This window comes from Duganella sp. SG902, from assembly GCF_013376005.1.
Lineage (GTDB): Bacteria > Pseudomonadota > Gammaproteobacteria > Burkholderiales > Burkholderiaceae_D > Rugamonas.
The window spans coordinates 258,172-270,862 of record NZ_JABMJK010000001.1; the positions used below are offsets into that span (position 1 = coordinate 258,172).

The 12,691-nt window shown below is 67.0% G+C and carries 8 protein-coding genes; all 8 read right to left on the reverse strand.

The features are described 5' to 3' along the window. Positions 1-38 precede the first annotated feature (38 nt). Entirely contained in the window at positions 39-488 is a 450-nt protein-coding gene (locus FHW83_RS01055) for a cache domain-containing protein (RefSeq protein ID WP_176644523.1), read from the reverse strand. Between the two features lie 66 nt (positions 489-554). Then, positions 555-974 (reverse strand): bacteriohemerythrin, encoded by a 420-nt coding sequence (locus tag FHW83_RS01060; protein WP_176644524.1) that lies wholly within the window; start codon positions 972-974, stop codon positions 555-557. Positions 975-1,093: 119 nt separating this feature from the next. Further along, the gene (locus FHW83_RS01065; RefSeq protein ID WP_176644525.1) at positions 1,094-3,301 is read right to left on the reverse strand and encodes an OsmC domain/YcaO domain-containing protein; all 2,208 of its coding nucleotides are present in this window, start codon (positions 3,299-3,301) and stop codon (positions 1,094-1,096) included. A 142-nt stretch (positions 3,302-3,443) separates the two neighbouring features. Further along, positions 3,444-5,381: a glycoside hydrolase family 97 protein gene (locus tag FHW83_RS01070; protein WP_218105910.1), complete on the reverse strand. Its 1,938-nt coding sequence runs from the start codon at positions 5,379-5,381 to the stop codon at positions 3,444-3,446. A gap of 106 nt (positions 5,382-5,487) precedes the next feature. Beyond that, on the reverse strand, positions 5,488-6,852 hold the full coding sequence (locus FHW83_RS01075) for an alpha-L-fucosidase (RefSeq protein ID WP_176644527.1): 1,365 nt from the start codon (positions 6,850-6,852) through the stop codon (positions 5,488-5,490). Positions 6,853-6,861: 9 nt separating this feature from the next. Next, positions 6,862-8,373, reverse strand: a complete 1,512-nt coding sequence (locus FHW83_RS01080) for a tryptophan halogenase family protein (protein WP_176644528.1) — start codon at positions 8,371-8,373, stop codon at positions 6,862-6,864. A 9-nt stretch (positions 8,374-8,382) separates the two neighbouring features. Further along, a complete protein-coding gene (locus FHW83_RS01085) occupies positions 8,383-11,382 on the reverse strand; it encodes a TonB-dependent receptor (RefSeq protein WP_176644529.1) in 3,000 nt (999 codons plus the stop codon). Between the two features lie 114 nt (positions 11,383-11,496). Further along, a complete protein-coding gene (locus tag FHW83_RS01090) occupies positions 11,497-12,690 on the reverse strand; it encodes a DNA-binding transcriptional regulator (protein ID WP_176644530.1) in 1,194 nt (397 codons plus the stop codon). Between the last annotated feature and the right edge of the window lies 1 nt (position 12,691).

The following is a 12,691-nucleotide window of genomic DNA, read 5'->3' on the forward strand; positions in this document are numbered from 1 at the left end:
GGGCCCGCCGCCGAACGGCGGGCCCTGCTGGAGGGCCGCTACTTGCCCTTGTAGATCCCCGCCTCGAGGATCACGTCGCCATTCTTGACGAAATACGTGCTTTTCTTTTCGATCTCGCCGGTTTGCGGATTGTTGTAGCGATAATCCACCCAGCCCTTGCCCTCCGACTGGGCGCGGTCAATAATCTCCTTCCTGAATAATTTCCCGTCAGCATCCGGCAGCGGCACGGCGTTCTTGCCGACCAGGCGCGGATTGGTGGGGTGGGCCAGCTGCGTGCCGTCGAGCGCGCGCACCGTCAGGTAGGTCTGGGGAGTCACGAATTCCGGATTCTTGGCGTTGACCTCCTTGATCAGGGCCTCCTTGCCATGCTTTTTCAGGTAGGCGGCGCCCTTGTCGACCATGGCCACCGCGACGGCGGCGTCGTCCGCCGCCTGGACCAGCGGCGCGGCCAGCGCCATTGCACAGACGATTCCAGCGATGTATTTCATGTCATCCTCCTTTGGTAGTGTGCGTCCCTACCTTAGAGCAAAATCGTGCCGTGCTCAATAGCCGGCTCAAGCCGTGCCGCCGCCCTCGCCGGCGTGGGCCTCGGCCCTGGACCGGCCGGCCAGCTGCAGCGCCAGCGCCAGCGCGGTGTCGGCGGTGGCCAGATGCATCTCGAACCAGGGCAGCACCAGGGCGGCCACCCGGCGCCCGGCGGCGATGTCGCCCGGCGCCAGGCAATGCAGCGTGGCCAGCACGCGCGCGTGCTGCTCGCGATGCGAGCGCAGCGCCGGATAGTCGATCGCCTCCATCAAGCGCTCCTCCAGCCGGAAATCCTCCTCCAGCGCGGCGACCAGCTCGGCCAGGCCGGCCTCGAAGGCGGCGTCCGGCATCGCCTGCAACAATGCGACCTGTTCCGTCAGCGCCTGATGCGCCTCGTCGAACAGGGGAATCCCGAGCGCCATGTCGGCGCGCCAACCCATCGTCTCCATCACCTCTCCCCGTCCCGCGCCATGCGGTAGCAAACCATTATGGTTGCGCCGGCTCAAAGCTGTCTTTGATCTGGATCAAGCACAGCCGCCGGCGGCGCGGCGGGATGGCGACCGGGGATTCAGGCCTTCGCGCGCGCGGCCCAGCGGGCGCGCGCCGCGTGCAGCTTGCGGTAGCTGTCCAGCAGGCGCTGGTGGCGCTCCAGGCCTTCCAGCCGCATGCTGGTCGGCGTCAGGCCGTGGAAGCGCACGCTGCCGTCCACCGAGCCCAGCACCGCGTCCATGCGGGCGTCGCCAAACATGCGGCGGAAGTTGACCACGTAGTCGTCCAGTTCCAGCTCGTCGTCCAGCACCACCTCCAGCACCGCGTTCAGGGCCTGGTAGAACAGGCCGCGCTCGACGGTGTTGTCGTTGTACTGCAGGAAGGCGCCCACCAGCTCGTGCGCCTCCTCGTGCTGCCGCAAGGCCAGGTTGATCAGCAGCTTCAGTTCCAGCACGGTGAGCTGGCCCCATTCGGTGTTCTCGTCGAACTCGATGCCGATCAGGGTGGCGATGTCGCCGTACTCGTCCAGCTCGTTGTTTTCCAGCCGGTCCAGCAGCGCCGCCAGTTGCTTGTCGTTGAGGCGGTGCAGGTTCAGCACGTCCTCGCGGAACAGCAACGACTTGTTGGTGTTATCCCAGATCAGGTCCTCCACCGGATAGACTTCCGAATAGCCCGGCACCAGGATGCGGCAGGCAGTCGCGCCCAGCTGGTCGTAGACGGCGGTGTAGACTTCCTTGCCCATGTCGGCCAGGATGCCCAGCAGCGTGGCGGCTTCCTCGGCGTTGGCGTGGTCGCCCTCGCTGGTGAAGTCCCACTCGACAAATTCATAGTCGGCCTTGGCGCTGAAGAAGCGCCACGACACCACGCCGCTGGAATCGATGAAATGCTCGACGAAGTTGTACGGCTCGGTCACGGCCTCGCTGGCGAAGGTCGGGCACGGCAAGTCGTTCAGGCCCTCGAAGCTGCGGCCCTGCATCAGCTCGGTCAGGCTGCGTTCCAGCGCCACCTCCAGGCTCGGGTGCGCGCCGAACGAGGCGAACACGCCGCCGGTGCGCGGGTTCATCAGCGTCACGCACATCACCGGGTACTGGCCGCCCAGCGAGGCGTCCTTCACCAGCACCGGGAAGCCCTGCTCCTCCAGTCCCTTGATGCCGGCCACGATGCCCGGGTATTTGGCCAGCACGTCCCGCGGCACGTCCGGCAGCGCGATCTCGCCCTCAAGGATCTCGCGCTTGACGGCGCGTTCGAAAATCTCCGACAGGCACTGCACCTGCGCCTCGGCCAGCGTATTGCCGGCGCTCATGCCGTTGCTGGCGTACAGGTTTTCGATCAGGTTGGATGGGAAATACACGGCTTCGCCATCCGACTGGCGCGTGAACGGCAGCGCGCAGATGCCGCGCTTGGCGTTGCCGGAATTGGTGTCGATCAGGTGCTTGCCGCGCAGCTCGCCGTCGGCGTTGTAGATGGCCAGCGTGGTGTCATCCAGCAGGCCGGCCGGCAGCTTGTCCTTCGCGGCGGGCTTGAACCATTTCTCGTCCGGGTAATGCACGAACTCGGCGTTGGCGATGTCCTCGCCCCAGTAGGCGCCCGCGTAGAAGTGATTGTTGCTGATGCGCTCGATGTATTCGCCCAGCGCCGAGGCCAGCGCGCTTTCCTTGGTCGCGCCCTTGCCGTTGGTGAAGCACATCGGCGAGTGGGCGTCGCGGATGTGCAGCGACCACACGTTGGGCACGATGTTGCGCCACGAGGCGATTTCAATCTTGATGCCGAGGTCGGCCAGCAGGCCGGACATGTTGGCGATGGTCTGCTCCAACGGCAGGTCTTTGCCGAGGATGTAGGTGCTGCTGTCGGCCTCGGGCCTGACGGTCAGCAGCGCTTGGGCGTCGGCGTCCAGGTTGGCCACTTCCTCGATGATGAAGTCCGGTCCTTCCTGCACCACCTTCTTCACGGTGCAGCGGTCGATCGAGCGCAGGATGCCCTGGCGGTCCTTGTCGGAGATGTCTTCCGGCAGCTCGACCTGGATCTTGAAGATCTGCTTGTAGCGGTTTTCCGGGTCGACGATATTGTTCTGCGACAGGCGGATGTTCTCGGTCGGGATGTTGCGGGTGTTGCAGTACAGCTTGACGAAGTACGCGGCGCACAGGGCCGACGAGGCCAGGAAGTAATCGAACGGGCCCGGCGCCGAGCCGTCGCCCTTGTAGCGGATGGGCTGGTCGGCAATCACCGTGAAGTCATCAAACTTGGCTTCGAGACGGAGTTTATCGAGGAAGTTGACCTTAATTTCCATGAGAGGTGTATTGCCTTAAAAATCAAAGGGTTAGAAGTGTAACACAGTTCTCCCTCTGACTCTGATGCCGTCATTCCCGCGCAGGCGGGAATGACGGCTCATCGGTTTGCGGTCAAAAAAGGCTTAACTTAGCGGCACCCTCTCAAGGCGCCGGCTCCAGCAGCACCACGGCGCCGCCGGCCAGCGCCAGGCGCAGCGACAGCACGTCGGCCGGCGTCACCTCGCGCCGCGTATGCCGCAAGGCGTTGGGCTGCTCGCCGTCCTCCCACAGCGTGGCGCGGTAGCGGCCGGCCGGCAGGAAATCCAGCGGCACCTGGATCGCGCCCGGCTGCGCGGACGCCGTCATCGCGCCCAGATACCACGCCTTGCCCTGGCGCCGCGCCAGCAGGATGTCCTGGCCCGGCTCGCCGGCCAGGAAGCGCGTCTCGTCCCAGGCGGTCGGCACGCGCCGGATGAAGTCGAAGCCGTCGGCGTCGCGGTAGGCGTCCGGGTCGTCCGACACCATCTGCAGCGGGCTGTCGTACACCACGTACATGGCCAGCGCCTGGCCGCGCGTGGTCTGGGTGAACGGCAGCACCGCGCGCACGCTGTAGCTGGCCGGGGTGCCGTTGCGGAAGCCGCCCGGCGTGTAGTCGATCGGCCCGGCCAGCATGCGCGTGTACGGCAACATCAGGTTGTGTTGCGGCGTCACGCGCTTGTCCATCTTGTTCCATTCCGCGCCCAGCACGCCTTCCTGCGTGATGAAATTGGGATAGCTGCGCTGCAGCCCGTCCGGCACGTAGGCGGCGTGCAGGTCGAGCAGCATGTGGCGTTTGGCGGTGGCCTCGGCCAGTTGCCGGTAGAAGGCCACCATCTCCTGGTCGTCGCGGTCCATGAAATCGATCTTGACGCCCTTGATGCCCCAGGCGGCGTAGGTGTCCAGCACCTGCTCCACGCGCGGCGCCACGTGCTCCCAGTGCGCCCACAGCAGCAGGCCGACGCCCTTGCCGGCGGCGTAGCGCACCAGCGCCGGCATGTCGATGCCGTCGGCCGGACGGGTGATGTCGGTGCCCGGCAACGCGATCCAGGCCTGCGCGCCGGTGCCCGAGGCCCAGCCGGCGTCGATCAGGTAGTACGGAAAGCCCGAGGCGGCGGCAAAATCGATGTAGCGGCGGTAGCTGTCCATGCTGGGCGGCATGCCCTCCAGCGGGCCGGACCACCAGTCCCAGGCCGCCTTGCCGGGGCGTACCCAGCTGAAGTCGCCGCGCGGCGGCGGGTTCAGGTTGCCGATCAGTTGCGAGGCGATCAGGTCGCCGTTGCGGTCGCCCAGCATCACCACGCGCCAGGCGGTGCTCAGCCCGGATTCCGACACGAACGCCGGACCGGCCCGCTTGGGCACGGCCGACAGCCGCACCCGCATCGCCGGCCCCTCGCGCCACAGCGAGGCGCCGGTATAGCCGCCCAGGTCGGCCTGGGTGATGGCGAAGGTGGTGCGGCCGGAGGCCACGGTGCAGACCAGCGGCACGTCGTAGCCGGCGCCCTCGCGCAACTGCGACCAGCGCTGGCGCGCGAACTCGGTCTCGTGGGCGCCGTTGGCCACCGTCGCCAGGCAGGATGGATCGCCGGCCGGCACGAAGGCGGTGCGCTCGCCGCGCAGGCGCACCGGCCCGGCGCTGTCGAGCCGGTAGCGGAACGCCACGCCGTCGTCGTAGGCGCGCACGTCGAGCAGCAGGCGGCGCCCGGCCGCGCCGCTTTCACGGAAGGTCAACGTGGCGCCGCGATAATGGTCGCGCGCGCTGGCGGCCTTGGTGGCGATCAGCGGAATGGTGCGGTCGACCGTGCTGTCGGCGCGGCCTTCCAGCGCCAGTGCCGCCAGTTGCGGGGCGTCGTCCAGCTCCAGGCCCAGCGGCGAATCGGCGATCACCGCCTCGCCCAGCCGCGCGACCGAGAACCGGCTGGCGTCGGCGGCGATGCGGATGGTGGTGCGGCCGTCGGGCGAGGTCAGCACGGCGTCGGGGCCGGCGGCGGCGCGCGCCGTCAGCGCCAGCAGGCACAGCCCGGCCAGGGCGGCGCGGCGGCGGATAGCTTCAATTGGTCGCAAAGTTGCTCTCCAGATGTTTGGGATGCAGGGTGCCATTCAGGAAATCGGCGTGCGCGGGCATGCGCGCCATAGTGGCGGACGATGCGCCGCACCGGCGCCGGCCGGTTCATGGCACGGCCACGGTGTTGAGCGCGCTAGCCGGCCCATCCAGTTCCAGCGCGACGATGGTGTCGATGGCGTCGCGCTGAGCCGCCGGCAGCGTCAGCGCGATGCCCTGCCCGTCCTGCTTCCATTGCACGGCGCCGCCGGTCAGCGCGGTGGCGCGCAGCACCTTGGCAGGGATCGCCGGCAGCACCAGCTTGTCCTGCACCCACTTCAGCACGTGCACATAGATGGTGTTGCCGTGGTGGGTGGACGCGCCGTAGTCGCCGGGCAGGAACGGCCCGCCACGGGTGGCGTAAATGCTGTTGCCATACTTGCCCAGCCAGCCGCCGATCTCGCGCAGGCGCTGCGCCTGCACCGCGTCGATACGGCCATCGGGGCCGGGGCCGACGTTGAGCAGCAGGTTGCCGTCGCGGCCCACCACATTGACCAGCAGGCGGATGTAGTGCTCGAGCGGACGCGGCACCATGCCCGGCTGGTAGCCCCAGGCGCCGGCGATGGTGCTGCACAGTTCCCACGGCTTTTGATTATCGAACGCGCCCAGCGCGCCCTCGCCCTCGCGCGAATGGAAATCCTCCCGCATGTCGGCGCGGCCGTTGATCAGAATGTCGGGCTGCTGGCGGCGCAGCATCTCGTACACCTGCTGGTGGCCCCAGTCGAAGCCGCCCTTGTAGTGCTTGCCCCATGGGCGCTTGACCCAGTTGGCGCCGGCTTCCGCACCGCCCCAGTCGCCGCCAAAGCTGAGCCAATCCGCCTCGCCGCCATCGAACCACAACACGTCGATCTTGCCGTAGTTGGACAGCAGCGCCTTCATCTGGCGATGGTATTGCTCGCGCATGGCCTCCGCGCTGGCGCGCTGCAAGTCCGGGAAGAAGAAGCCCGGATAGCGCCAGTCCAGCGGCGAGTAATACAGGCCCACGCCCAGCCCGGCCTGGCGAGCGGCTTTCACGTACTCGCCGACGAAATCGCGCTGGGCGGCGGTGGTCACGCTGGTGAACGGGTTGGCGCCATCGTCGAACATGGCGAAGCCGTCATGGTGGCGCGAGGTGAACACCATGTATTTCATGCCGGCCGACTTGGCCAGCCCGGCCCAGGCGTTGGCGTCGAACGCGGTCGGATTGAACTGCTGCGCCAGCTTGGCGTACTGATCGACCGGGATCTGCTCGTTCCACTGCACCCATTCGCCGCGTCCGGGGATCGCATACAAGCCCCAGTGCACGAACATGCCGAAGCGCGCCTCGCGCCACCAATCCACGCGGTCCTGTCCAGCCGCCACGGCGGCGGTGGGGGCCATCATGGCGACACCCAGCGCCACCACGGCGCATGCCGCCCGCAGGCGGCGCGCATAACGTTTGCAAACTGTTTTCAATCTGACTCCTCAAGCGGCGGCGGTGCCGATCTGTTTTGCGATGAAGGCGGCATGGCCGGGCATGGCGCCGGCCGCGCGCTGGATAGTATCGCGCATGCGCGTGAAGTGCAGGTGCAGGGCCTGCTGGTCCATCAGGTCGATCAGCGGATCGCCAGCCTGCGGCGTCACGCCCAGGCCCATCAGGATGGACACATGCGACGACACCGAGAATCCCTGCTGGTCGTAGATGACGACGCGCCCGCTTTCGCGGAACACCTCGATCTGGTGGCGCAGCGTGTCGGGCACCGGCATGTTGGCGCAGTAGCGCCAGAACTCGCTGTCGTCGCGCTGCGTGACCTTGTAGTGCAGGATCACGAAGTCGCGCACGTACTCGTAGCGCTGCGCCACCAGCCGGTTGAACTCCTCCGCCAGCGCCGGGCGGAAGTCGCGGTCCGGGAAGTATTGCAGCAGCCAGCCGACCGCGTTCTCGATCATGTTGATGCTGGTCGATTCCAGCGGCTCGAGGAAGCCGCCCGACAAACCGATCGCCACGCAATTCTTGATCCACGATTTGCGCCGGCGGCCGGTGGTGAAGCGCAGCTGGCGCGGCTCGTCGAGCGCGCGCTCGTCCAGCCCCGTCAACAGCACGCGCGCCGCCTCGGCGTCGCTGATAAAGCTGTTGCAGTACACATGGCCGTTGCCGGTGCGGTGCTGCAGCGGAATGCGCCAGGTCCAGCCGGCGCTGCTGGCGGTCGAGGTGGTGTACGGCGTCAACGGTTCCACCCGCGCGCACGGCACGGCCTGGGCGCTGTTACAGGGCAGCATGGCGCTCCAGTCCTCGTAGCCGGCCTTGTACACGCCCTCGATCAGCAGGCCGCGGAAGCCCGAGCAGTCGATGAACAGGTCGCCCTCGACGCGGCGGCCATCGGTCAGGCGCACCGCCGTGATGAAGCCGGTTTCCGGATGCTGGTCGACGCCGTCGATGGTGGCTTCGATGCGTTGCACGCCGCGCTCCATGGCGTACTCGCGCAGGTAGGCGGCGTACAGGCTGGCGTCAAAATGGAAGGCGTAGGAATAGCCACTGGTGACCGTGCCCTGCTCTCCATACGGTGGAATGAAACGGTTGGCGCGCGCCATGGCGGTGGTCATCGACCACGCCTCGTACGACGGCATGTCAGGGAACTGGCGCGCCAGGTGCAGCCAGTACAGATACGCCGGCCGGTTGTCGATGGCCGGGCCGAAGTCGCCGAAGCCGTGGAAGAAACGGTTGCCGCGATGGCCCCAGTCCTTGAACTCGATGCCCAGCTTGAAGGTGGCCTGGGTGCGGCGCACGAAGTCGGCGCCGTCCAGGCCCAGCGCCAGGTTGTAATAGCGGATCGAGGGCAGCGTGGCCTCGCCCACGCCGACCGTGCCGATGTCGGCCGACTCGATCAGCGTGACCTGGCACGACTTGCCGAGGCGTAGCGCCAGCGGCGCGGCGGTCATCCAACCCGCCGTGCCGCCGCCCACAATGACAATCCTTTGAAGTGCCTTGTCGGACATGTCAGGCCATCAGAAGTTGTAGTGCGCCTGCAAGGTGAAGCTGCGGCCGGTGTAGAACGCGCCCTTCTCCTTGAAGCCGATGTTCTGCTGCATGTACTGCTTGTACAGCGCATTGGTCAGGTTGCGCGCCTCGAAGGCCACGCTCAGGTCCTCGGTCACCTTGTAGTGGATGCCCATGTCGAGCTGGCCGTAGGCCCCGCCCCACACCGGCAGCGCATAGTTGACCGACGAGATCTGGCCTTTGGTGGCGCTGTTCGGGTTGGCGTCGACGCCGTCGCTGCCGTTGGCGCCGTAGGCGTTGGCGGCCTGCAGGTACTTCGAGCGCCAGCTGTAGGCCAGGCGCGCCGACACCGGACCGCGGTCGAACAGCAAGGCCAGGTTGTAGGCGTTCTTGGACATGCCGGTCATCGGCAGGTTGGTGGCGTTCAGCACGCGGCCATCGGTGTCGCAGCCGCCGATGTTGGCCGCCAGCGAGGAATCGAGGTCGCCCTTCGGCGTGCACCAGACGCGGTTGAGCGGCTTGTACATGCGCATGCGGCTGTCGATATAGGTGTAGTTGCCCGACACGCCGAAGCCATTCATCCAGTCCGGCAGCTTGTCGAAGTACTGCTGGTAGCCGATCTCCAGGCCGGTGGCGCGGCCCTTGGCGCCGTTGACCGGCGACGTGATCAGGAAATCGTGCCCCACACCGGCGGTGTCCTTCAGCGTGACCGAAGTGGTCTGGCCGATGATGATGTCCTTGATCTGCTTGTTGAACAACGCCACCGTGAACGAGCTGCTGCGGCCGAAGTAGTACTCGCCGGTCAGGTCGAAGTTGTTGGACAGCGTCGGCTTGAGCAACGGGTTGCCCTTGGCGGTGCCGGTGTAGTCGATCGAATCCAGCACCGGCAGGCCGCCAGGGTCCTGGTGGGTGTGGACGTTCTGGTTGAGCGTGGTGTAGGTCTGCATCTGGTAGAAGTCCGGCCGCGTCATGCCCTTGGACAGGGCGGCGCGGAACTGCAGCTGCTCGCTGGTCTTCATGCGCAGATTCAGGCTCGGCAGCACGTTGTTGTAGCTGTTGTCGAAGTCCTGGCGCTGCGATTGCGCCGGGATCACCGGCACGCCGATCACGGTCGAGGTCGGCGGCGCGAACAGCTGGTAGCCGCCGGCCGTCATGTCGGTGTGCACCACGCGCACGCCGACGTTGCCGTCCACCGGATACTGCCATTTGTCGAAGCCGAAGCGCAGCTGCGCATAGGCCGCCTGGGTGCGCTCCTTCTGCTCGTTCAGGCCGGTGGCGTCGCCATACGGCGCCGGGGTCCACGGTGCCTGGGTGCACGGCGTCTTGCACACCAGCTGGGTGTAGTTGTGCAGCTTGGCGAAGTTGGTCGGCACGTTGCCGGTCATCGCCATGTCCGGCACGATCACGGTCGGGATGCCGAATTTGCCGCCGAAGAAGTTGGAGAAATTCTGCGTGGTGGTATTGCCGGCGAAGCGAGGATCGTTCAGGTAGGCGAACTGGCTCAGCGGCTGCCACGAATCGCCCACCGCCCATGGCTGGCTGATCTGGGTCCACTCGGTGTCATGGGTCGAGCGGGTCAAGGCCTCGCGCTCGGTGGCGCGCAGGCCGAAGCGCACGTCGTTCAGCACCGGATCGTCAAACGTATACTTGGCGTCGATGCGGCCGGTCTTGAGGGTGGCGTCGGCCTTGTCGCGGTGCTCCTGGGTGAAGCCCCAGTACCAGTTGGCCGGATTGACCAGGGCCGCGCGGTCGCTGTCGTCAAACGTGACGCGGATCGGCGAGGCGCCCAGGTTCAGCGTTTCCTTCGGGATGAAGCCGCCCAGGCCGACGGTGTTGTCGTAACCCTCGGTGGTGGCCTTGACGTATTGCAGGTCGGTGCGCAGGGTCCACTGGCTGGAGGCGCGCCAGGCCAGGTTCCACGAGATGTCGCGGGTGTCGGCGGTGCGGCCGGTGGCGCGCGCGGCGCTGCCGATGTTGACGCCGCCCTCGCTCGGATCGCGCAGCACGCCGGTCAGCAGCGCCCCCTGGTCGTCGAAGGTGGCGCCCGGGTCCAGCGTGGTCACGCTGGCCTGGCCGGCCTGGAAGAAGCCGTTCTCGGTGGTGCTGATCTTGTACCTGGAGCGGAAATAGGTCAGCGCCGACGACAGCGTGTCCTTCTTCCACTGCAGCGCGCCGTACAGGCCGTCGCGGTCGCGGTTGAAGTCATTGGTGGTGAAGCCGATGCCGCCCGGCGCCCAGCGCGTCTTGCCGCTGGTGTCGCCCACCACGATGTTGTTGCGCGGGATGTAAGGGCCGACCGACAAGCCGTCGCTGCGGGTGTTGATGCGCGAGTGCGCCAGGTCGATCAGCGCGCCAAACTGGCCCAGGCTGGTGTCCCAGCGGTCCGACAGCATGCCGGAGAACGAGGGCGAAGTCTTGCCGCGCAGGTCCGAGCGCGCCGCCTCCACCGACAGGGCGCCCTTGCGGCCCTTGAAGTCGAACGGCAGCGCGGTGCGCAGGTTGACCAGGCCGCCGATGCCGCCCTCGATCTGCTCGGCCGACGGGTTCTTGTAGACGTCGACGCCGGCCATCAGCTCGGGCGGCACGTCCTCGAAGCTGAGCGAGCGGCCGCCGTTGGCCGAGAACGAGTCGCGGCCGTTCAGTTCCGAGCGCACGTAGCTCAGGCCGCGGATCGACACGCCGGTGCCCTCGGCGGCGAAGCGCTGGATGCCGTCGCCCACGCCCTGCTGCGGATCGACGCGGTTCATGGTGCGGTCGATGGTGACGCCGACGATGCGCTGCAGCACCTCGGTCACCGATTTGTCGGGCAGCTTGCCGATGTCGTCGGCCACCACCGAGTCGACGATCTCGTCGGCGTTCTGCTTGATCTTTTGCGCCGACTCCAGCGCGGCGCGCTGGCCCACCACCATCACGGTGGTCGGCTCGGACTGGGCAAACGCCATGCCGCTGGTCATCAACGCCAGCTGCGCCACGCCAAGCGCGATGGCGGTCTTCTTAAGCTGTTTCACTTGATCGTCTCCGAATATTTTTATGGACTAGGTTCATGGATTGTAGGAACAGCACCTGTCACTCACAATTATGAAAAACGTTAAAACAACAGACAAAATTCGCCAGCGGCGGCCTTAACCGCAAGCGAGCATGCGCTCTCCCAGCGCGCGCTCGCGGTAGGCGCGCGGCGTGCAGCCAAGCTCGCGCTTGAACACCAGGTGCAGGTACTGGATCGACGTGAAGCCGCTGCCCAGCGCCACCTCGGCGATGCTGCGCTCGCTCTCGAGCCCGGCCTTGGCGGCGTCCAGCTTGTAGCGCAGGATGACGTCGTGCACGCTGCAACCGAGCTCGCGCCGGAAATAGGTTTCCAGCGACGAGCGCGACACGCCGACATGCTCGGCCACCTGGTGGGTCTTGATGCCCTGGCAGGCGTACTGGCGGATGAAGTGGCGCGCGCGCATCACCTGCGGATGGCGGATCACCTGGTGCTGGCTGGAGGCGGCCGACTGGACGCCGGCCGGCGGCACCAGCACGCGCGGGCTGTCCAGCTGCACGCCGTGCAGCATGCGGTCGAGCAGGCTGGCGGCGGTGCGCCCCATTTCCTGCGCGCCCTGGATCACCGAGCTGAGCGGAATGCGCGTCAGCATGCGCACCAGCGGGTCGTTGTCGATGCCGATCAGCGCCACCTGCTCCGGCACCTCGATGCCGGCCAGCAGGCAGGCCTGCAGCAGCTGGCGCGCGCGCGCGTCGTTGACGGCGATGATGCCGATCGGCTTGGGCAGGCTGCGCAGCCAGTCCACCTGGCCGCGCACCGCCTCGTCCCATTCCTGCACGCTGGTCTCGCAGCCGCGGAAGATCTCGGCCGACATGCCGTCGCGCGACATCAGGCCGCGGAAGGCCTTCTCGCGTTCCTGGGCCCAGCGGTTGTGCGCCGACTCCGGCAGGCTGAACATGGCGAAGCGGTGCAGGCCGGTGTCCACCAGGTGGTTGTAGGCCGCCTTGATCAGCGCGCAGTTGTCGGTGGCCACGTACGGCACGCCGGCCGGATAGTCGTCCGGGTCGGCGTACGAGCCGCCGACCGCCACCACCGGCACCTTGCAGCGCGCCAGCGCGTTGGCGACCGCCGGATCATCCATGTCGGCGATGATGCCGTCGCCCTGCCAGTGCTCGATGCCGCCCAGGCGCAGGCGGAAATCCTCCTCCAGAAACAGTTCCCAGGTGGTGCGCCGGCTGGACAGGTAGGCGGCGATTCCCGAGATCACTTCACGGTCGAATATCTTGTTCGCGTTAAACAGCAGCGCGATCCGATGGGCTTTGCTGGTCTTCATG

Excerpts from the sequence above, each read along its gene's own strand:
- FHW83_RS01055 (WP_176644523.1), bottom strand. The coding sequence starts at position 488 with ATGAAATACATCGCTGGAATCGTCTGTGCAATGGCGCTGGCCGCGCCG.
- FHW83_RS01060 (WP_176644524.1), bottom strand. The coding sequence starts at position 974 with ATGGAGACGATGGGTTGGCGCGCCGACATGGCGCTCGGGATTCCCCTG.
- FHW83_RS01065 (WP_176644525.1), bottom strand. The coding sequence starts at position 3,301 with ATGGAAATTAAGGTCAACTTCCTCGATAAACTCCGTCTCGAAGCCAAG.
- FHW83_RS01080 (WP_176644528.1), bottom strand. The coding sequence starts at position 8,373 with ATGTCCGACAAGGCACTTCAAAGGATTGTCATTGTGGGCGGCGGCACG.
- FHW83_RS01090 (WP_176644530.1), bottom strand. The coding sequence starts at position 12,690 with ATGAAGACCAGCAAAGCCCATCGGATCGCGCTGCTGTTTAACGCGAAC.